The organism is Tardiphaga sp. 813_E8_N1_3 (assembly GCF_051811025.1).
Classification (GTDB): Bacteria; Pseudomonadota; Alphaproteobacteria; order Rhizobiales; family Xanthobacteraceae; genus Tardiphaga.
In genome coordinates this window covers 833,048-853,001 of record NZ_JBPWQE010000001.1, presented here as the reverse complement: position 1 = coordinate 853,001, position 19,954 = coordinate 833,048, and the positions used below count along the sequence as shown (strand labels likewise).

The following is a 19,954-nucleotide window of genomic DNA, read 5'->3' as shown; positions in this document are numbered from 1 at the left end:
GCGGTCATTCCCATTCAAATTGTGAGTATGCTGCAGTTGCGTTGCGGACGTTATAGTCGTCAAAAAGCTCCCATTTGCCGCGTTCGGCTTCTGCCGCGTGTTTCGTAGCTGCCGCGATCGGTTTGCCGTCGATGACGTCCTTGCGGATACCGGACGCGAGTGTTTCGAGATACCGGCGTTCGCCGGCGAGGGCTTGCGGCCAATCGCTCACTGGACCATGGCCGGGAACGACGCGTTCGGCCGGCAGCGCCGCGAGATCGTCCAGCAGCTTGAGCCACGCCTGGATGCTACCATCGAGCACCGGAATATGGCGGAGAAAGACCAGATCTCCAGCGAACAACGTCTTCGTCGCCGTGTCGAATACCGTGACATCACTGTCGCTATGGGCGGTGGGCCAGGCTTTCACGACAAGTGTGCGTCCACCGAGATCGAGTATGAGTTCTCCATCGACGAGCCGGGTTGGCGGTACGATACGGACGTCATCGATCAGTGCGTCGCCCATGCTGCGCCTGAATGCGTCGAGATAATACTGTCCGCGTGCCGCCAATGCCTGCGGCAGCCTGACATGACCGACGAACTCGGTTCCGTCGGCGACGAAAGCGGCGTTGCCGAACATATGGTCGGGATGGCCATGGGTGTTGATGACGTAGCGAATGGGCTTGTCTGTATGTGCGCGAATGGCGGCCAGCAGTTGCCGCCCTTCCCGCACGCTGCCGCCGGTGTCGATCACGGCGACCGCCTGATCGCCGATCACGACGCCGATATTGGCGATGGCGCCGTCATTATCCGACGACATCAGGGCGATGCGCCCCTGATGCATGAAGACGCTCGGCGCGATTTCACTGATCGCTAAAGTCTGTTGTTGCGCGCGAGCAGATGCGAGCATGGCCAGCATGATGAGCGCTGCATGTATCGCAAGGCGAGATGTCATTTGCATCTCCATGTCCCCCGGGAAAGCAGCGCCCCTGCCATCACCCGCAAAGTGCGGCGCAACATCGGAAGCGCCCCTTTGCATCTTGCACGCTTAAAACGAGAGGCCTAGGTTTTTGTCGTGTCACCCATCAAATGTGAACGGCAGGTAGCGCATGCAGCACCGAGCGGAACGATCCGGAACATGTCGCACGCTACTCACGTCGCTGTTCGCGAGTGCGCTATTGCTGGATGGCATATGCACCGCGCTTGCCCAAACTGCTGCGACCGACGATCTCTCGATCGAATTGGTCGATCCGCAGTTGCTGCGTGTTTGCGCCGATCCGCGCAACATGCCGTTCTCGAATGAGAAGGGCGAGGGTCTGGAGAACAAGCTCGCCGAGCTGTTCGCAGACAAACTGCACAAGAAGCTCGATTACGTCTATTTCCCGCAGGCAACGGGTTTCGTTCGCATGACTCTCGGCGCACATCGTTGCGATGTCATTATGGGCTTCCCGCAGGGCGACGACCTCGTCCAGGGGACCAATCCCTATTACCGGACGGCCTATGCGCTGGTGTCGAAGACCGGCACCGGTCTCGATGACGTCACGACGCTGGACGACGCCAGATTGAAGAGCAAGCATATCGGCATTGTGGCGGGGACGCCGCCGGCCACCAATATGGCGGTCAATGGCCTGATGGTGAATGCGAAGCCCTATCCGTTGGTGATCGATACCCGCATCGATTCATCGGCACAGGCCATGATCAAGGACCTCACATCCGGCGATATCGACGCTGCGATCCTGTGGGGGCCTATGGCGGGCTTCTACGCCAAGAATGCCAATCCTCCGCTTCATGTCACGCCGCTGGTCAAGGAAACCACCGGGCCGCGCCTCGTCTATCGCATCGGCATGGGCGTGCGCTCCGCAGATCAGAACTGGAAGCGGCAGCTCAACCGGCTGATTCAGGAAAACCAGCCGGCCATCAATAAGGTCCTGCTCGATTTCGGCGTTCCCATTCTCGATGAGAACAATCGTCCGATCGGTCCGGAGGCGGCGGCGAAGTCGCCGTGATCGTGCGTTACGCCGTCCTTCTCGCGATGGCACTGATGGTGGTCACGTCGGCCCAGGCTCAGGACGCCGTGCCCGAACCTGATGACTATCGCACCGACAATTATCGCGCGCCGGTGCCAGCAACACTGAAAGGCGCGCAGGTCGTTACGACGAAAGAGGCCGAGGCGATCTGGCGCGACAAACGTGGCACTTTCATTGATGTCATGCCGCGTCCGCCGAAACCGGCCAATTTGCCACCGGAGACGGTCTGGCGCGACACGCCCCGGCGCAACATTCCGGGCAGCCTGTGGCTGCCCGACACCGGCTATGGCAGGCTGGCCGCCGCGACCGAGACCTATCTGCAGGATGGTCTCGCGCGCGCATCGGCCGGCAACCCCACTGCGCTTCTGGTGATCTACTGTCAGGCGAATTGCTGGATGTCCTGGAATGCGGCGAAGCGTGCGCTGTCCTATGGCTACAGTAATGTCGTCTGGTATCCGGAAGGCACCGATGGTTGGGAGTGGGAGGATCTACCGCTGGTGGATACGCAGCCTGAACCGCGGTCGCCGGCGAAGTAGTGGCGCGGACTTATTAAACGTGTAGCCAGCCCACGGCCGGATCGATGCGAGTTGAACGAAAGCGAGGTAGTTGGCTGCAAGCTTGTCATCACACGACGCAATCCGCCGACATTATTTGATCCTGTTGCAAACACGAGTTACGCCCAGTCGAATGGGCAGTAAAGAAGCTGTCCTGCTCTACAGCCGCATGCTTCGTTGAAGGAAGGAAACTGTATCAGCGATCGATCGGGCGCGAACCGCCGCGTCAAATCCCCTCGAATAGCCTGGCGCTGCGGCGATGCAGGCAGCAAAGGCGGTCGGGTCGAATGGCTTCGCCTCGCCGTCGATGAGCAAGGCCGGCCGCTTCGGCCCGAGCAGCAAGAGCGGGCATTTTTTCGTACTGACATAGTCCGGGTAGAAGCGGGCGACGGTGAGATCGGGGACCGTCCATGCATGGTAGGCGCCCGGGAAGATTACAGTTTGGATCGGGGCCGGCGCCCCGGCGGCGCGCGCGTAGGCCAGATAGCTCTCGACCTTTGTCGTCGGCAGATTGTCGTCTTTCTCGCCAAGCAGCATCAGCACGGGGGAACCGGTATAGGCGTTGGGTTCGGCAATCGCGCCGAAATTCCCACCTGGATAGAACGCGACTTGCGCGGCGAACCGGCTCGGTTCGGAATTGAGCGCCGCTCGCAATATCTCGAATGCGGCGAGATGTGCCACGTCACCACCGTATGAGAAACCGATGATGGCAATGCGGTCGCCGTCGATCCGGGGCTCGTGCGAAAGAAACCGTAAAGCGGCGTAAGCATCCGCAACGCCAATCGGCAGATAACCTGGCAATGCCGACAGAGCTGCGCCCGCGGTTCCGCGCGCAGCAAAACTATCATAGGTCAATGTGGCGAAGCCTGCCTTGCGCAATTCAGCGGCGACATAGCCTTCGTTGACGTCGCGATAGCCGCCGAGAGTGTGAACGACGATGACAGCTGGATAGCGATCCCGAGCCTCTTCGGGAAAACCGAGTTGGGCTCTAACAGTAACCTCCCCGGTTGCTTCTCGCGCAAGCAGCTGACGAAAATCGCTGTAAGTGGACGACTGGAACGTGATTGTAGTCGTCATACCTGCCTGCGGCGTCTGACAACGTCCAGCCGCTGCTCCATACATGATCGTCGCTATCAGTACGCATAAGATCTGGTACATCGGAGTCCATTCTCCGCGCTATGATCGGGCAAACCTATCCGCCCAATTCTACGATGCTACGTCTGTTGTTCGCCCTTCGCGATATATTCCGCCATCGCGTGAGTTCGATCACTAACCAGGCAAAGCGGACGTAACCTTCCTCGCGTCACACCAACCGAGTTTATGAGTCCACGCCCCGGCACGCGATATCATTCCATCTCCTGCTGGATGGTGCGGCTGAGCGCGAACAGCCGCTGGTCGATCAATGTCGGCACCTCGCAGACGAAGGTGACGACGCGGCGCCGGTCGTCGAAGATGCGGGCTTCCCATAGCAGCTTGTTGTTGAGTTCGTCGATCTTCACCTGATCGGGTGGCGACGCGTTCTGCAGTGTCTGCAGCGTGACCGTGTCGGCGCGGACGCGATCGGCCGCTTCGCGCTGTTTGCGCGTGACGCGTTCGAGCCCGGCCAGCACCGTCGCTCGCTGTGCGTTCAAGCTGTCGAACAGCCCGGCGAAGATCAGCTTGCCTGCCCTCGCCTTGTCCGGCGATCGCGCGAGAAAGTCCGTGACCGCTTTCTGCGCTTCCTCAAGGGGCACCCGCCGCGTCGCCAGACGTTCGACAAGTGTGCTGACCTGGGCGTCGTCCTTCCAGGCGCTGGCGACATCGTCGATCGGCGGTCCGGCCCAGACGGCAGCCAGCGAGATTTCCGGCACCTTGGCCTGAACGCACGGCCAGTCGGGATAACGCGGATCGGCAGCCTGCGCAGCGCCCGACCAGATCAACAAGAGTGCTGTGATGATGCCGATCGGTCCGTTCATGTCTCGCCCCCGGCTGGTGCCCGGCGGGCAAGGCCACGGCCGGGATCGTAAGCAATGATTGCACCGATCATGAAGACGGCGGTACAGCCCGCGACAACGGCCAGGGAGACCCAGTTGACCTTGTCATAGAGCGCGAAGCGGATCAGTTCGACCGCGTGGGTGAAGGGATTGAACAGGCAGAGATAATAGAGCATCGGACTGCCCTCCTGCACGCGCCACAAAGGATAGAGCGCGGATGACGCAAAGAACATCGGGAAGATGACGAAGTTCATGACCCCCGCAAAATTCTCCAGTTGCTTGATGCGCGACGAGATCAGCATGCCCAGCGATCCCAGCATCAATCCGGACAGGATCAGTGCCGGCAGAACAGTGAGATAGCCAATGAGCGGCGGAGCGATGTCCCAGAACCACGCGATCAGGAGAAATGCATAGACCTGCAGCAGGGAGACGACTGTCCCGGCCAGCAATTTGCAGACCAGCAGGAACCAGCGCGGCAGCGGGCTGACCAGAAGCGTCCGCATATTCCCCATCTCGCGGTCATAGACCATCGACAGCGAGGACTGCATACCATTGAACAACTGGATCATCGCGATCAGGCCGGGCGCGATATAGACCTCATAGAGAATATAGGTCTCGTAAGGCGGGATGATCGAGATACCCAGCACCTGCCGAAAGCCGGCGGCGAAAATAAACAGCCAGACCAGCGGACGCACCAGCGCGGAGACGAAACGTTCACGCTGATGCAGGAAGCGCAACGCCTCCCGCCACAGGATGCCGTTGAGGCAGGTGACATAATTGCCGAAGCCCAGCCTGCGACGCTCATGCGTGACGAATGTCGTACTCACGATGACCTCCCGGCCCGGTCGGCCGCGTCGGTCATGCTCCGGAAGGCCATGTCGAAATTGGCAGCGCCGGTTTCGCCCAGTATCTGCGTCACGGGACCGCGTGCGAGCACATGACCGTGATGCAGCACGACGAGATCGTCGCTGGCGGCGATTTCGTCAAACAGATGTGTTGCCCACAGCACGCCGATGCCTTGTTCCGCGACCAGCGTCCGAACATGCGCAAGAATATCGGCGCGCGCTTGCACGTCGAGGCCAACGGTTGCTTCATCCAGCAACAACAGCCGCGGCCGGTGCAGCAATGCGCGGGCAATCTCGAGACGTCGCATCTGTCCGCCGGAGAGATCGCGCACCCGGCTGTTCACCCGGTCGGCAAGGCCGATGCGCGCAATTACCTCGTCGCCGCGCAGGCGGGCCTCGCGCCGCGCGATGCCCTGCAGCGCGGCGTGATAGAGCAGATTCTGCATGACAGACAGATCGAGATCGAGCGTGCGCGGCTGAAACACCACGCCAAGCAGCCGCAAGGCGTCGCTCGGCGCGTCGCTGATGTCGTGACCGAATACGCTGATCCGTCCAGTTTGAATACCGAACAGCCGGGTGATCAGCGCGATCAGCGTACTCTTGCCTGCACCATTGAGGCCGAGCAGAGCCGTGAAACTCGCCGGTGCGACGTTGAAGGAGACGTCCGACAGCGCCTGGCGACGACCATAGCAATGGCTGATGCCTGTGACCGACAGAGCCGGTGTGATCGCCGGCGCGCCAATTGGCTCCGGCGCGTCGCGCGCGATCTGTTCGGGGCGCGATGTGTCGATTGTGGTCATGGCCGTGCCATGGCGACGCCCCAGGGCAATTCGCCAACTTGAATGGTCTTGATGACTTTCTGCGCCGCGACGTCGATGACCGAGACATCGTTGGAGACGCCGTTGGTGACCAGCAGATATTTCTCATCGGGGGTAAACGCCATGTGCCAGACCCGCTGGCCCACCAGCAGATACTTGATCACTTTGTGGGTCGCCGCATCGACGACCGCGATCCGGTTGGCGGGGCCGAGCGCGATGAAAGCGATCTTGGCATCCCGGGTCATGCCGATGCCGACCGGCTGAATGGCTTCGCGCCGCAGACCCGGAATGTTGAACTCGATCTTGTCGGTCACGACCCGCTTGGCGGGATCGATCACGGACACGGTGCCGCCGATCTCGGACGACACCCACAGTTCCGAGCCGTCGCGCTTGAATTCCGCGAAGCGCGGGCGGGCGTCGACCAAGACATTGGCCACGATCTCGCGCGTCGCGGTGTCGATGAAATGCGCCATATTGGTGGTTTCGGACGTGTTGATCAGGATCTTGCCGTCAGGGCTGATCGCCATGCCTTCGGGCTCGACACCGACCTGCACATCGCCGATGCGCACGCGTTTTTCGAGATCGAGTACGGTCACCGTGTTGTCGTTCTCATTGGCGACGTAGAGAATCTTGCCGGCGGCATCCTGGGTGAAAAGCTCGGGGTCCGGACCGGATGGGAGCGAGTCGACCACCTTCTGGCTGGCGACGTCGATGATTTGAATGGTGTCGTCGTCGCCGACCGCGACAAGTACAGACTTGCCATCGCGCGTCAGTTCGATGCCGCGCGGACGCTGACCGACCTTGATGGTCGCGGTGACGGTCCAGCTGTCGGTGTCGATCACCGAAACCGTGTTGCTCTTCTCGTTCGACACATAAGCGAGAAAGGCCGATGCAGGCGCTGCTGTTGCAAGCCATATCGCCGCCCCACACAGCCAGACACGGCGCAGCATCTTCGATCTGTTCATCATCATTGCAGCCTGCATTTGCTTTCCGGACGATCTATACCGAGCGTGTCGAGCTCTGAGACCTGATGCAGGAAGCCTTCCTGCGGCGATACCGAGATCACCATGCGCCCGTCGACCAGCAGGATGGGCTGGCGTAGCTGCAGGTTCCAGTCACGGATCGTGAGCCGCTGACCCTTGAAGCCGGCGATGGAGAAATCGGGCGACTTCAGAAACGCCAGAATGGCTTTGCCGTCGCCCGAACGCGTGCGGGACGCGGCTTCGCCGATCATGCGGGTCGCGAGCCAGGCCTGCATGTCGCGCGCTGTCATGCGGCGCGCGTTGAGTTTGGTGAAGCGGTTCTGGATCTGCACGGCCCCCCATTGATCCTGTGCAGCATGCCAACTGGTCGGCACCAGACCCGCCGATCCCGCGACTGGCCGTGGATCCCAGGTGCGATACGGCAAATAGGAGGCGAAGACCTCGCTCTCGTCCGCGGCGATCATGACGTCATAGGCCGGTGCCTGTTGTGTGAAGACCGGGATCTGGCGCTGGATCAATGTGACGCCGCTATCGGTGCGCCGCGCGCCGCCAGTGTCCTCGAAGATACGTTCCTGCACGATCTTTGCGCCGAACCGGGCGGCGGCCCGGCGATAGGCGTCGGCTTCAAGCCGATCGTCATCATGCGAGCCGACCACCAGCAGCCAGCGTTTCCACTGCTTCCACACCAGATACTGCGCCAGCGCATCCGCCAGCATCGATCGCGTCGGCGCAATATGGATCACATTGGCACGGCAGTCCGCCTCACGTAGCCGATCGTCGGCAGCACCCACATTGAACAGGATGCCGCCCCGATCACGCACCGCGTCGGCCGCCTGCAGCAATGCATCGGGTGGCAGGTCGGCAATGATGAAGGTATTGCGGCCAGCGAGATTGCGCGCGGCTCCGGCGACATCGTCGCCCTCCTTCACACGGACCTCCTCCAGCCCGAACTGCTGCTTCAGGAACCTGCCCGTGGTGTTGTTGTCCTCGATGGCGAGCCGCGCCCCGGCGATGCCATCGTTCTCGGACGGTAATTCGACCAGCGAAAGAGTTGCCTTGATGCCGGCCTGACCGAGATAACCGATGCTGATCGTCAGCGGCTCGGCCGCCAGCGCAGACGACGTCACGGCGCAGAGACTGATCGCGCCGATCAACCACCGTATCATGTTCCCTCCGGCTACTCCTTCCCGGCTTGGCGCCGGTGAAGGGTCTCGTGGCTTGAAACATGAACCAATTATCGTAGCTTGCAACCTCGGATTCTGCCGACGCGTTGCATTTTAATGATGCGAGGTCCGCGATGAGAGCCCTATCGATCACCGTGCTGTTACTGATGATGACGGCGACGGCTCAGGCCGCAGCGCCTAAAGTGGCGGTGTTCAATTTCGAATGGCTGGATACGAGCCTCGAAGGCGAGGTGAAGGGACGCCGCAGCGACGAGCAGGCAAGACTGCTCCATGCTGCCGACCAGCTTCGCGAGGAGATGAAGCAGTCCGGCCGTTTCGAGCTGCTGGATATGTCATCCCTCAATGTTGCGGCGCAAGGCCGGAATTTGCAGGCATGCGGCGGCTGTGACGTACAACTCGCGCAGCAGATCGGCGCCGACCTTGTCATTACGGGGCTCGTACAGAAGGTCTCGAACCTGATCCTCAATATGAACATCACCCTGCGAAATGTTCACACCGGGCGGCTGGTCGCCACAATGAGCGCTGACCTGCGCGGCAATACCGATGAAAGCTGGTCGCGCGCGACGAGCTATCTGGTTCGCAACCGCCTGCTCGCTCCGAATTACGGTGTCCCGCAGCCGCAGTAATGCGAGCCGCAACTCACCCTTTGAGCCGCGCCGCGTGCCAGCGCAGATGATCGGCCATGAAGGTCGAGATGAAATAGTAGCTGTGATCGTAGCCGGGCTGGTGGCGCAGCGTCAGCGGAATGCCCGCCTTTGTGCAAGCGCTCTGCAGCAGTTCAGGCCGCAATTGTTCGGCCAGAAAATTGTCGGCGTCACCCTGATCGACCAGTAATTCGGGGAATCGCGCGCCGTCCTCGATCAGGGCAACCGCATCGTGCTTTCGCCACGCCGCTTTGTCGTCGCCGAGATAGCCTCCCAGCGCCTTGATCCCCCACGGCACCAGCGATGGCGCTACGATCGGAGCGAACGCGCTGGCCGCGCGGTAACGATCGGGATGACGTAGCGCAATGGTCAGCGCGCCATGCCCGCCCATGGAATGGCCGAGAATCGACTGACGACTGCTATCGATGGGGAATTGGTCGGCTACGAGCTGCGGCAGCTCCTCGGTCACATAACTCCACATGCGATAGTTGCGCGCATAGGGCTCCTGGGTGGCATCGACATAAAAGCCGGCGCCAAGGCCGAAGTCATAGGCATTGTTGGCATCACCGGGAACATCGGCACCGCGCGGGCTCGTGTCCGGTGCAATGAAGATCAACCCCAATTCGGCGCATGCGGCACGAAAGTCGCCTTTTTCGGTGACATTGGCGTGGGTGCAGGTGAGGCCCGAGAGATACCAAACCACGGGCAGCCTGACGCCGTCCTGATGCGGCGGCACATAGACCGAGAATGTCATGTCAGTTCCGGTCGCGCGACTGGCGTGTTTGTAGACGCCCTGTGTGCCGCCATATGATCGATTGAGCGAAACTGTCTGCATGGTCATGACTTTACCGGTTGGATGCGGCAGCGATGCGACATCGCCGAAACAAGTGATGTCTGGTCAGGGACGCCCGGTCAGGCGATGCCACGCTCGATGGCGAAGCGCACCAGTTCGACTGAGCTGCGGACGCCGAGCTTTTGCCGCATGAGTGACGATGTATTGGCGACCGTCTTGTAGGAGGCGTGAACCATCCATGCAATCTCGGCGAGGCTCTTGCCGGCACCGAGCAGTCGCAGGATCTCCATCTCGCGCGAATTCAGCTTCGACAGCGGGCTTTGCGTCAGCGCAGGACCGGCAAAAGCAAGGCTTCGTGCCATCGCCGGTGGGAGATACACGCCGCCGCGCGCAACCTCATAGACGGCCTCCAGCAGATCGTGCGGGTCGCCGGTCTTGGAGACATAGCCCTTGGCGCCACTCTCGATCGCACGGGCTGCGAAGATCGGGTCGTCATTCATGCTGAACATGATGATGCGCATCGTGTCGTCGCGCAGCAGGATGCGCCGCGCCAGTTCATATCCGGACACTGTCGGCAGGTTGATATCGATGATGCAGATATCGGGGTCTCCGGTCAGAAAGACCTGCTCCCCACTGGCGGCATCGGACGCTTCCAGCAGTTCGATCTCCGGATCGTCCGCGAACACCGCGCGGCAGCCCGATGTGACGATGGGGTGATCATCGACGATCAGAACGCGCATGGGTTAACCCCGTAAACTCTGTCGGCCAGAAACTCTGTCAGCAAGTCTCGACCTGCTCCTCGATTGCTGCGCTGCATCAGCCGCGCGCCTTTGGAGTGACATGATTGACAATCGAAGGTCGCCTCGATCCGATATGATCGCCGTCGAATTTCGCTGTCAAGTTCATAGTCGCGGCATGCAGGCGAGATGCGAGTGAAAGCATGGTCATGTGGCAGAATCTTTCGCTGCGCGCGCGGATCAATCTCCTGGTAGCGCTCGTACTCGCTCTTGGCCTGGTCGCCAATGTCGCGCGGCTCGCACTGGAAGCTGGCCCGCGCGTCCAGGCCGAGGATCAGAGCGTGATCCGGCTGACGCGTGAAGTCATCGAAAGTATCGGAACTGGCCTGAGCGAAGCGCAGGATCCGAATGCGCGGCTCGATAAAATTGTCGCCGATCTCAATCGATTGCGACATGTCAGTATTGTCAGGCAAGGCGATGGGAACATGCCGTCCCCGAAAAGTGACGGTCAGGATCGGAGCGACCGTGCAGGCTCTCCGCCATCGTGGTTCGTATCATTGATTCACCCGGAGCGGATATCGGAGTCGGTGTCGGTGATGGTTGGCGAGAAGCGGCAGACGCTGCTGATCACCTCACATCCCGATGACGAGATGCGGGAAATATGGGATGGCATCGTCACCCAACTGACACTCAGTCTGATCGTTGCAATGGTGCTGTTCGTCGTCACCAGCTTGGTCGTCAGGCGGGCGCTGGCGCCGCTCGATGCATTGTCGCAGGCCATGGTCGATATCGAAGCCGGGAACTATCAGGCGCGCGTCGCCCCCGCGGGAGCGCCGGAACTTGCCGCACTCTGCATCCGGCTCAATCATCTCGCCGCCACATTGGGCGATGTGCTCGAGGACCGGCGACGTCTGGCCCAACGGGCCGTCTCGCTGCAGGATATCGAGCGCAGGGATATCGCACGCGAACTGCATGATGAGTTCGGGCCGTATCTGTTCGCCCTGCGCGCCCATGCAGGCGCGGTGATGCGCCTCGCCGATCACGATCCGTCGGGCACAGGTGCCTTGTCGCGGCACGGCACCGCCATTCTGGCGCAGGTCGATGTCTTGCAGCAGTTCAATCGCCGCATTCTCGAGCGATTGCGACCGGTCGGGCTGACGGATCTCGGTTTGTCCGGTGCTGTTGCGGTCTTGCTGCGTCTCTGGCGCGAATCCCATCCGGAGGTCATGATCGAGAGCCTGGTATCGCCGACGCTTGCTCCCCTTGGTGAGGTCGCCGAGCTGACCGCCTATCGTGTCGTTCAGGAAGCCCTCACCAATGTGTTCCGCCACGCGCAAGCCTCTGCCGTGAGCGTGGTGATCGAACCGGCGATGGGTGCGGCGGCGAAACCTGAATATGACAATGTACTGGTCCGCGTGCGTGACAATGGCCGCGGCCTTGATCCTGATCGCAATGGCGGCTTTGGTCTGGTCGGTATGAGAGAGCGGGTCTGGGCCCTGGGCGGGACGCTCACGGTCAGATCTGATGTGGACGGTGTGACTGTCGAGGCTATCATTCCCGTGACGGAGCCGCTGCCAAATGCGCCCCTAACGCGCGATCGGGAATTTGTCCCGACTTTATCGGGAAAATAACTGAGACGGATTTCGACATTTGCAGATAGCGCAGCCTCTCACACTCGCTAGTATCACGCTACCGAACGGTGCCATCAGAGCGCCGACGCGGAATGGGGTGAAATAGATGCGCGTAAGAGTGCTGGTCGTGGCTTCGCTGTCGACGGGTCTTCTACCGGTTTCCGAAACGGCTTTTGCGCAAAGTCCGCCTGGAGAACCGCAGGTGCTGCCTCCGGTGGTGGTGTCCGCCCCCGCCACCGCCAGCAAACGCGGCCCCCGGCGTCAGACGACCCAACGGGTCACCACCGAGCGGCCGCGGACGGTCTACGTCTATCCGACCACGCCGACGTCGCGTTCCGGCATCGACGTCGACAAGGTCACGGCGAGTATCAATTATGTCGATGCCCGCGCGATCGAACGTGCCAATTCCCTGAACGTCACGGATGCCCTGCAGCAGCAAGTGCCCGGCATTCTGATCAACGAAGTCGCCGGCAATCCCTTCCAGCCCGATCTGCAATTTCGCGGTTTCGTGGCGTCGCCGGTGGCCGGTACGCCGCAGGGGCTCGCGGTCTATCAGAATGGCGTGCGTATCAACGAGGCCTTCGGCGACACCGTCAATTGGGACCTGATCCCGACAGCGGCGATCCGCTCGGTCAGTGTGGTCACCAACAACCCCGCCTTCGGCCTCAACGCGCTGGGCGGCGCGGTCAACATCCAGATGAAGGACGGTTTCAACTATCAGGGAGCCGAGCTCAGCACGATGGGCGGCTCGTTCGGCCGCATCCAGGGCTCGGCGCAATGGGGCAAGCAGGTCGAGGGCTTCGCCGTCTATGGCGCCCTCGAAGGCCTGCATGACAAGGGCTTCCGCAACTTCGCGACATCGGACGTCCGACGCTTTTATGGCGATGTTGGCTATCGCAGCGACAGCAGCGAGCTTCACCTCAATATGGGCGTCGCCAACAACAAGTTTGGCGCCTCGGCGACCGTTCCGGTCGAGCTGCTGCAGCAGAATTATGGCGCAACCTATACGACGCCGCAAACCTCGAATAACCGCGTCGGCTATCTCAATTTCACTGGAAAGGTCGAGGCGACGCCGACCTGGACAGTGGAGGCGGCGGCGCATCTTCGCTTCTTCCGGAACAAGACCCAGGATGGCAATCCGACCGGCACCCAGCCCTGCGAAGATCCCACCCTCTTGTGCTTCGGCGATGACGACACGCCGGCCAACGGCCTGAACGGCGCGCAAATTGCCAATCCCTTCGCGCCCGGTGCCGTTCTTGGCGAGAATGATCGCACCGCGACGCGCTCGACCACGGTGGGCGGCTCCCTGCAGGCGACCAATACCGATCAGCTGTTCGGCCATAACAACCGCTTTGTCGTCGGCGCCAGCTATTCGTCCAGCGCCAGTCACTTCACGGCCAGCGCCGAACTCGGCACGATCGGCCCGGATTACGTCGTCACCGGCAGCGGGATTGCTCTCGGTCAGTCCGGCGATCCGATCGCGATCGGCCCGGTGTCGCTGCGGACCACCAATCGATATGGCGGCATTTACGCGCTCGACACATTCGATGTGACCAATGCCTTTTCGATCACCGGCGGCGGTCGCTTCAACACGGCGCAGATCGTGCTCGAGGATCAGATCGGCACCGCGCTCAACGGTGACCACACTTTCAATCGTTTCAATCCGATCATCGGCGGCACCTACAAGATCACGCCTGAGCTGACCGCCTATGCCGGCTATTCGGAAGCCAACCGCGCGCCGACCCCGCTGGAACTCGGCTGCGCCGACCCTGCCAATCCCTGCATCGTCGGTGCCTTCCTGATCTCCGATCCGCCGCTCAAGCAGGTGGTTTCGCACACCATAGAAGCCGGTCTGCGTGGCACGAAGGAACTGAATGCGGGCACGCTGGGCTGGAAGCTCGGTGCCTTCCGCGCCACCAACACCGATGACATTCTCGCGATCCCGAGCCCGGTGCTGCAGGGCTACGGCTATTTCCAGAATGTCGGCTCGACACGCCGGCAGGGTATCGAGGCGGAAGTCACACTGCGTGCGCCGACCCTGCAGCTCTATGCCAGCTATGCCTTCGTCGATGCGCGTTTCCTTGATCCGCTCGCGATCGGCTCGAACAGCCCGTTCAAGGACGACGACGGCAACGTCCAGATCCTGCCCGGCAACCAGATCCCGGCGATCCCGCGTCACCGCGTCAAGGCCGGGTTCGACTATGCGGTGACCGACGCTTTCAAGGTCGGGGCTGATGCGCTGTTCGTCAGCAGCCAGTATTTCGTCGGTGACGATTCCAACCAGGCGCCGAAGCTTGAAGCCTATACCGTGTTCAATGCCCACGCGTCGTATCAGATCGACAAATCCGTGCAGGTCTTTGCCCGCGTCGATAACGTCCTCGACCGGCGCTATTCGACCTACGGGACTTTCTTCGAGACCGACTCGGTGCCGAATTTTGCCAATGGCGGTGCTCAGTTCACAGACGCACGTTCGGTCAGCCCGGCGCGGCCGCGTGCTTTCTATGCGGGTGTGAAAGTCAGGTTCTGACGGGCGTGGGCGATCAGGCCCGCGTCCAGTAGCGATAGCCGAGCCACCCGAGCAGGAGTGCGCTCGCGAGCCACAATACGATGATGGCGATCATGCCCGATCTGCTGGTCGGGCGTTCTGCAGCCTCCCGCGCCTTGATCCGGTACTCCGCCATCACCTCGCTTGGGACCAGCGCCACCACGAGCCAGATACCCAGCGGCACGATGATCAGGTCGTCGAGATAGCCAAGAACCGGCACGAAATCCGGAATGAGATCGATCGGCGACAGCGCATAGGCGGCGACAGCGATCGCGAGAACTTTCGCAAACCACGGCACCCGCGGATCGCGCGCGGCGAGATAGACGGCATGGGTGTCCGTCTTGATGTGTTGTGCCCAGCTTTTGATCCGCGTCAACATGAATGCGTCCTATCGCACAAGTCACCTTTAGAATAGTCCTTGATAATGCTGGAGAAGTTGCTGGATTTAGCTTCCCCGTACGGAGGCTCGAAGCTTCCCGCCCCAGCCACAGCCAGCCCCGGATGCGCCCTTTGGCGTGTTGAGGGGCCGCCCGTTTCGTGGGAAGACGGCGGAAAGCTGAAAAGTGTACCCAAAAAATTTCTGGGAGCGAGATGCCATGACCTACCGAGCACCGATCAACGACATGCTGCTGGCCCTCAATCACGGCGCCGGCCTGCAGGCGGCCCTGAAAGCCGGGCATTATGGCGATTTCGACGCCGATATGACCGCTGCCGTGCTCGAAGAGGCCGGCCGCTTTGCCAGTGACGTTCTGGCGCCGCTCAATACCGTGGGCGATAAGAACGGCATCAAGCTTGCCGACCAGAAGGTCACCACCGCCCCCGGCTGGCCGGATGCCTATGCGCGCTGGACTGCCGCCGGCTGGAACGGTGTCTCCGGCCCCGAAGCCTTCGGCGGCCAGGGCCTGCCGCTGGCGATCAATGCCGCCTGCACCGAAATCTGGAGCGCGTCGAACATCGCCTTCGGCCTCTGCCCGCTGCTGACACTCTCCGCCATCGAAGCGCTCGACGCCCATGGCAGCGATGAGCTGAAAAAGATCTATCTGGAAAAGCTCGTCACCGGCGAATGGACCGGCACCATGCAGCTCACCGAGCCGCAGGCCGGCTCCGATGTGGGCGCGCTGCGCTCGCGCGCCGAGCGCCAGGCCGATGGCAGCTATCGCATCTCGGGCACCAAGATCTTCATCACCTATGGCGATCACGACATGACCGATAACATCGTGCATTTCGTGCTTGCGCGATTGCCCGATGCACCCGCCGGCACCAAGGGCATCTCGCTGTTCCTGATTCCGAAATTCCTCGTTAATGCCGACGGCTCGCTCGGCGAACGCAACGATATCCATGCGTCCGGCGTCGAGCACAAGCTCGGCATGCACGCCTCCCCCACCTGCACCATGACCATGGGCGACAAGGGCGGCGCCGTTGGCTATCTGATCGGCGAGGAAAATCGCGGCATGCTCTGCATGTTCACGATGATGAACCAGGCCCGGCTCGGCGTCGGTCTTGAAGGCGTCGGCATTGCCGACCGCGCCTATCAGCAGGCGCTGGCCTTCGCGCAGGAGCGTAAACAGGGCCGCGGCATCGGCAGCAAGACGGCCGGTATGGACCCGATCATCGTGCATCCCGACGTCAAGCGCATGTTGATGCAGATGCGCTCGCTCACCGCCGCTGCGCGCACCATCTGCTACGCCACCGCCGTGGCGCTCGACGTCGCCGCACGTTCGCCCGATGCCAAGGTGCGCACCGAAGCGGCGGCACGCGGCGCCCTGCTGACGCCGATCGCCAAGGCCTTCTCGACGGATATCGGCAATGAAGTGACGTCATTGGGCGTACAGATCCACGGCGGCATGGGCTTCATCGAAGAGACCGGCGCGGCACAGCACTACCGCGATGCGCGCATCACGGCGATCTATGAAGGCACCAACGGTATCCAGTCGATCGATCTCGTCACGCGAAAGCTCGCGGCATCAGGCGGCGATGCCGTGTGGGCAATGCTTGACGAACTCGGCGGCATCGTGTCGCGCGTCGAGGCCTCCAACGATCCCGGTTTCGGCACCACCGGCGCAAAACTCCGTGATGCGCTCGGCTCGCTGGAGCGTTCGAGCAAGTGGCTGCTCGAGAAGCTGGCCTCGGCGCCGAACGACGCACTGTCCGGCGCCACGCCCTATCTGCGGCTGTTCGGCTCCGCGCTCGGTGGCTGCATGTTGGCCAACGAGGCGCTTGCAGCGCGCGACATCGACGGCGGCAGCGATGCGACGCGTTATGTCACGCTGGCGCGGTTCTTCGCCGAGAATGTTGCGGTGCAGGCTGGTTCGCTTGAACGCACCGTGATGGACTCCAGTGAATCCGTGATGTCGGCCGATGCCGTTTTGCTGGCATAAACCATCGCCCACCATATCGGCCGCAGCGGATTGATGTAATATCCGGCAGAGGAAACGCGCCAGCCGCGCATTTTTGCGGGGCGCTATGGGCTATGCCAGGGAATTGACATGACCGAACATCTGATCGTGACTGACGAAGAGGCCACGCGCGTGATCACGCTGCGCCGGCCGGAAAAGAAGAACGCGCTGACGCAGGATATGTATCGCGCCATGTCGGACGCGATCGACACCGCGCAGAACAATCCCAATATCCGCTGCATCATCATCACCGGCGGCTCCGGCGCCTTTACCGCCGGCAACGACCTGCAGGACTTTCTGAAGGACAGCGCCGAAAAGGCCGAGTCCCCACGCGCGTCGAACGCCGTGAAGTTTCTGTATTCGCTGGCGCAGAACACCAAGCCGATCATCGCCGCGGTGGATGGCATTGCCATCGGCATCGGCACGACCATGCTGTTCCACTGCGACTATGTGCTGGCCTCGACCACCGCAACCTTCTCAACGCCGTTCATCCATCTCGGCCTGGTGCCGGAAGCCGCCTCCAGCCTGCTGTTCCCGCGCACCATGGGTCATCAGCGGGCCTTCGCCGCGCTGGTGATGGGCCGCACGATGACGGCGGAAGATGGCCAGGCCGCCGGTTTCATCAACGAAATCGTGCCGCCCGGTCACACCGAAGTCGAGGCACGCAAGGTCGCCCGCGAAATCTGCGCCCTGCCTGCCGAAGCCGTGGCGATCTCGCGCCGGCTCCTGAAACTCCCGCCCGAGGATCTCACGCGCCGCATCGATCAGGAAAGCCATCTGTTCGGCGAACGCATGAAGTCGCAGGAGGCGATTGCGGCTTTCAAGGCGTTCTTCGCGCGCAAGAAGGGGTGATCTAATCTCTCCCCGTGCCCATGCGAAGCGCAGCTTCGCTAGGCGGGGAGAGGTCGCCGCTCGCTACGCGAGCGGCGGGTGAGGGGCAGGGCACCGTCGTCAACGCAATCGTGACGCCTCGTGTCGCTTTCGCGTCAAACGACGGCGTCACTGATAGCTATCCACCGCAACCAAAGCTGCGAATATCCGACCTGAGAGACCTTCCGCTTTGCTGACATCGTGCCCTGCCCCTCACCCGACCGGCTTCGCTGCGCTTCGCCCGTCGACCTCTCCCCGCCTAGCGAAGCTGCGCTTCGCACGGGAACGGGGAGAGGTTAAGACCATCGTACTTGCGGTGCTCGCGGCATGGTCGCTCAGCGTTACGGGTGCTTACGCCCAGACCCCACCCTCCTCCGTCGACGTCACCGTCCTTGCCATCAATGACTTCCACGGCAATCTGCGCCCTGCCCCCGGCGGCATCATCATCGACGATCCCGCGGACAGGACGAAGAAGATCACCGTGCCCGCCGGCGGTGCCGAACATATGGCGACGCTGGTGAAACAACTCCGTGCCGGCAAGACGAACAGCGTGTTCGTGGCCGCCGGTGACCTGATCGGCGCCAGCCCGTTTCTCTCCGCGCTGTTTCATGACGAACCGACCATCGAGGCACTGTCGATGATGGGCCTTGAGATCGCCTCGGTCGGCAATCATGAATTCGACGAAGGCCGCGAGGAGCTGCTGCGCATGCAGAACGGCGGCTGCCACCCCATCGATGGCTGCCAGGGTCCGCATCCCTTTGCCGGCGCAACGTTCAACTATCTCGCCGCCTCAACCATTGATACCAAGACCGGCCAGCCGCTGCTGCCGCCCTATCAGATCAAGACATTCGACGGCATTCCCGTCGCCTTCATCGGCCTGACGCTGAAAGGTACGCCCGGCCTCGTGGCGCCGCCCGGCATTGCCGGTCTCGAATTCAGGGACGAGGCAGACACCGTCAATACGCTGGTGCCCGAACTGAAGGCAAAGGGTGTCGAAGCCATCGTGGTGCTGATCCATGAAGGCGGCTTTCCCACCGGCGACTACAATGAATGCCCGGGTATTTCCGGACCAATCGTCGATATTGTGAAGAAGTTCGACAGAGCTGTCGACGTTGTGGTCAGTGGTCACACCCACCGCGCCTATACCTGCCAGATCGACGGACGCCTCGTCACGTCAGGCGACAAATACGGCACGCTGGTCACAACGATCGATCTCAAGCTCGACCGCACCACGCGCGATGTCATCAGCGCCAAGGCCGACAATGTCATCGTGCGCACGGCAACCTATCCCGCCGATCCCGCCCAGACGGCCTTGCTTGCCGCCTATGACAAGGTTGCCGCGCCGATCGCCAGTCGCCCTGCCGGATCGGTCACCGCAACGCTGTCGCGCATGCCCGACATGACAACCGGCGAAAGCCCGCTGGGCGATATCATCGCCGATGCACATCTCGCGGCGACATCGGCCAACAATCTCGGCGCCGCCGTGATCGCCTTTACCAATCCCGGCGGCATCCGCGCCGACATCACCAAATCGGCAGACGGCAGCGTGACCTATGGCGACGTCTTCGCAGCGCAGCCGTTCCGCAATCAACTGGTGACGCTGACGCTCACAGGCGCGCAGATCAAGGCGATGCTCGAACAGCAATGGATCACGCCGAGCCGGCCGCGCATCCTGCAGGTGTCGAAAGGCTTCAACTACGCCTGGGATAATACGGCGGCAGCGGGCCAGCGCGTCCCGCCCGAGCGCATGATGCTGGATGGCAAGGTGATCGATCCCACGGCCAACTATCGCATCACGGTGAACGGCTTTCTGGCCGTCGGCGGCGATGGCTTCACGGTATTGAAAGAGGGCAAGGAGCCGCTGGTCGGCGTCTATGATGTCGATGCGCTGAACGCTTACATGAAGGCCAACAGCCCGGTGTCGCCGATGCCGCTGGTGCGAATTGCGCGGGTGGATTAGGGACATGCGGCGTGGCCT

The 19,954-nt window shown here is 61.8% G+C and carries 18 protein-coding genes and 1 pseudogene; 8 read left to right on the top strand and 11 right to left on the bottom strand.

All coding sequences use genetic code 11. The features are described 5' to 3' along the window. Positions 1–4: 4 nt before the first annotated feature. Entirely contained in the window at positions 5–931 is a 927-nt protein-coding gene (locus tag AB8A33_RS04010; RefSeq protein WP_439091522.1) for a quinoprotein relay system zinc metallohydrolase 2, read from the bottom strand. 154 nt (positions 932–1,085) lie between these two features. Here AB8A33_RS04010 and AB8A33_RS04005 point away from each other — a divergent pair, with 154 nt between their 5' ends. Then, a complete protein-coding gene (locus AB8A33_RS04005; RefSeq protein ID WP_439091521.1) occupies positions 1,086–1,982 on the top strand; it encodes a substrate-binding domain-containing protein in 897 nt (298 codons plus the stop codon). 26 nt (positions 1,983–2,008) lie between these two features. Beyond that, complete coding sequence (locus AB8A33_RS04000; protein ID WP_439095850.1) at positions 2,009–2,539, top strand: PQQ-dependent catabolism-associated CXXCW motif protein; 531 nt, start codon at positions 2,009–2,011, stop codon at positions 2,537–2,539. On the opposite strand, the pseudogene AB8A33_RS03995 reads toward AB8A33_RS04000, so the two are convergent. The 7 genes and pseudogenes from AB8A33_RS03995 to AB8A33_RS03965 form a co-directional block, all read right to left on the bottom strand. Next, positions 2,492–2,680 (bottom strand): annotated as a pseudogene (locus AB8A33_RS03995) (hypothetical protein); the annotation flags it as partial. The gene AB8A33_RS04000 and the pseudogene AB8A33_RS03995 overlap by 48 nt on opposite strands. Positions 2,681–2,716: 36 nt before the next feature. Beyond that, positions 2,717–3,715 carry a dienelactone hydrolase family protein gene (locus tag AB8A33_RS03990; protein WP_439091520.1) on the bottom strand — a complete coding sequence of 333 codons (999 nt, stop codon included), beginning with the start codon at positions 3,713–3,715 and terminating at the stop codon, positions 2,717–2,719. Between the two features lie 188 nt (positions 3,716–3,903). Continuing rightward, a complete protein-coding gene (locus AB8A33_RS03985) occupies positions 3,904–4,512 on the bottom strand; it encodes a hypothetical protein (RefSeq protein ID WP_439091519.1) in 609 nt (202 codons plus the stop codon). Beyond that, the gene (locus AB8A33_RS03980) at positions 4,509–5,357 is read right to left on the bottom strand and encodes an ABC transporter permease (protein ID WP_439091518.1); all 849 of its coding nucleotides are present in this window, start codon (positions 5,355–5,357) and stop codon (positions 4,509–4,511) included. The genes AB8A33_RS03985 and AB8A33_RS03980 overlap by 4 nt, the downstream gene beginning before the upstream one ends. Next, positions 5,354–6,175 carry an ABC transporter ATP-binding protein gene (locus AB8A33_RS03975; protein WP_439091517.1) on the bottom strand — a complete coding sequence of 274 codons (822 nt, stop codon included), beginning with the start codon at positions 6,173–6,175 and terminating at the stop codon, positions 5,354–5,356. The genes AB8A33_RS03980 and AB8A33_RS03975 overlap by 4 nt, the downstream gene beginning before the upstream one ends. After that, positions 6,172–7,164: a YVTN family beta-propeller repeat protein gene (locus tag AB8A33_RS03970; RefSeq protein ID WP_439091516.1), complete on the bottom strand. Its 993-nt coding sequence runs from the start codon at positions 7,162–7,164 to the stop codon at positions 6,172–6,174. The genes AB8A33_RS03975 and AB8A33_RS03970 overlap by 4 nt, the downstream gene beginning before the upstream one ends. Continuing rightward, positions 7,161–8,342: an ABC transporter substrate-binding protein gene (locus tag AB8A33_RS03965; protein ID WP_439091515.1), complete on the bottom strand. Its 1,182-nt coding sequence runs from the start codon at positions 8,340–8,342 to the stop codon at positions 7,161–7,163. The genes AB8A33_RS03970 and AB8A33_RS03965 overlap by 4 nt, the downstream gene beginning before the upstream one ends. Before the next feature lie 131 nt (positions 8,343–8,473). Here AB8A33_RS03965 and AB8A33_RS03960 point away from each other — a divergent pair, with 131 nt between their 5' ends. Then, the gene (locus AB8A33_RS03960; protein WP_439091514.1) at positions 8,474–8,986 is read left to right on the top strand and encodes a DUF3280 domain-containing protein; all 513 of its coding nucleotides are present in this window, start codon (positions 8,474–8,476) and stop codon (positions 8,984–8,986) included. Positions 8,987–8,999: 13 nt separating this feature from the next. Here AB8A33_RS03960 and fghA read toward each other — a convergent pair whose 3' ends face one another. Next, positions 9,000–9,845 carry an S-formylglutathione hydrolase gene (gene fghA / locus AB8A33_RS03955; RefSeq protein ID WP_439087749.1) on the bottom strand — a complete coding sequence of 282 codons (846 nt, stop codon included), beginning with the start codon at positions 9,843–9,845 and terminating at the stop codon, positions 9,000–9,002. Between the two features lie 71 nt (positions 9,846–9,916). Continuing rightward, complete coding sequence (locus AB8A33_RS03950; protein ID WP_068734560.1) at positions 9,917–10,537, bottom strand: response regulator transcription factor; 621 nt, start codon at positions 10,535–10,537, stop codon at positions 9,917–9,919. 206 nt (positions 10,538–10,743) lie between these two features. Between AB8A33_RS03950 and AB8A33_RS03945 the strand changes: the two genes are divergently transcribed. Both AB8A33_RS03945 and AB8A33_RS03940 read left to right on the top strand, forming a co-directional pair. Next, positions 10,744–12,165 carry an ATP-binding protein gene (locus AB8A33_RS03945; protein WP_439091513.1) on the top strand — a complete coding sequence of 474 codons (1,422 nt, stop codon included), beginning with the start codon at positions 10,744–10,746 and terminating at the stop codon, positions 12,163–12,165. A gap of 106 nt (positions 12,166–12,271) precedes the next feature. Beyond that, entirely contained in the window at positions 12,272–14,692 is a 2,421-nt protein-coding gene (locus tag AB8A33_RS03940; RefSeq protein ID WP_439091512.1) for a TonB-dependent receptor, read from the top strand. A gap of 13 nt (positions 14,693–14,705) precedes the next feature. Here the strand turns inward: AB8A33_RS03940 and AB8A33_RS03935 are convergent, their stop codons facing one another. Next, positions 14,706–15,089, bottom strand: a complete 384-nt coding sequence (locus AB8A33_RS03935) for a YkvA family protein (RefSeq protein ID WP_439091511.1) — start codon at positions 15,087–15,089, stop codon at positions 14,706–14,708. 217 nt (positions 15,090–15,306) lie between these two features. On the opposite strand from AB8A33_RS03935, the gene AB8A33_RS03930 reads away from it, so the two are divergent. From AB8A33_RS03930 to AB8A33_RS03920, 3 genes are all read left to right on the top strand, one after another. Further along, positions 15,307–17,088 (top strand): acyl-CoA dehydrogenase, encoded by a 1,782-nt coding sequence (locus AB8A33_RS03930; protein ID WP_439091510.1) that lies wholly within the window; start codon positions 15,307–15,309, stop codon positions 17,086–17,088. A 108-nt stretch (positions 17,089–17,196) separates the two neighbouring features. Continuing rightward, complete coding sequence (locus AB8A33_RS03925) at positions 17,197–17,958, top strand: crotonase/enoyl-CoA hydratase family protein (RefSeq protein ID WP_439091509.1); 762 nt, start codon at positions 17,197–17,199, stop codon at positions 17,956–17,958. Positions 17,959–18,292: 334 nt separating this feature from the next. Further along, a complete protein-coding gene (locus AB8A33_RS03920; RefSeq protein WP_439095849.1) occupies positions 18,293–19,936 on the top strand; it encodes a bifunctional metallophosphatase/5'-nucleotidase in 1,644 nt (547 codons plus the stop codon). Positions 19,937–19,954: the final 18 nt, after the last annotated feature.

Coding starts and splice junctions, on each gene's coding strand:
- AB8A33_RS04010 (WP_439091522.1), bottom strand. CDS start 931: ATGACATCTCGCCTTGCGATACATGCAGCGCTCATCATGCTGGCCATG.
- AB8A33_RS04005 (WP_439091521.1), top strand. CDS start 1,086: ATGCAGCACCGAGCGGAACGATCCGGAACATGTCGCACGCTACTCACG.
- AB8A33_RS04000 (WP_439095850.1), top strand. CDS start 2,009: ATGGCACTGATGGTGGTCACGTCGGCCCAGGCTCAGGACGCCGTGCCC.
- AB8A33_RS03990 (WP_439091520.1), bottom strand. CDS start 3,715: ATGTACCAGATCTTATGCGTACTGATAGCGACGATCATGTATGGAGCA.
- AB8A33_RS03985 (WP_439091519.1), bottom strand. CDS start 4,512: ATGAACGGACCGATCGGCATCATCACAGCACTCTTGTTGATCTGGTCG.
- AB8A33_RS03975 (WP_439091517.1), bottom strand. CDS start 6,175: ATGACCACAATCGACACATCGCGCCCCGAACAGATCGCGCGCGACGCG.
- AB8A33_RS03970 (WP_439091516.1), bottom strand. CDS start 7,164: ATGATGATGAACAGATCGAAGATGCTGCGCCGTGTCTGGCTGTGTGGG.
- AB8A33_RS03965 (WP_439091515.1), bottom strand. CDS start 8,342: ATGATACGGTGGTTGATCGGCGCGATCAGTCTCTGCGCCGTGACGTCG.
- AB8A33_RS03960 (WP_439091514.1), top strand. CDS start 8,474: ATGAGAGCCCTATCGATCACCGTGCTGTTACTGATGATGACGGCGACG.
- fghA (WP_439087749.1), bottom strand. CDS start 9,845: ATGACCATGCAGACAGTTTCGCTCAATCGATCATATGGCGGCACACAG.
- AB8A33_RS03950 (WP_068734560.1), bottom strand. CDS start 10,537: ATGCGCGTTCTGATCGTCGATGATCACCCCATCGTCACATCGGGCTGC.
- AB8A33_RS03945 (WP_439091513.1), top strand. CDS start 10,744: ATGTGGCAGAATCTTTCGCTGCGCGCGCGGATCAATCTCCTGGTAGCG.
- AB8A33_RS03940 (WP_439091512.1), top strand. CDS start 12,272: ATGCGCGTAAGAGTGCTGGTCGTGGCTTCGCTGTCGACGGGTCTTCTA.
- AB8A33_RS03935 (WP_439091511.1), bottom strand. CDS start 15,089: ATGTTGACGCGGATCAAAAGCTGGGCACAACACATCAAGACGGACACC.
- AB8A33_RS03930 (WP_439091510.1), top strand. CDS start 15,307: ATGACCTACCGAGCACCGATCAACGACATGCTGCTGGCCCTCAATCAC.
- AB8A33_RS03925 (WP_439091509.1), top strand. CDS start 17,197: ATGACCGAACATCTGATCGTGACTGACGAAGAGGCCACGCGCGTGATC.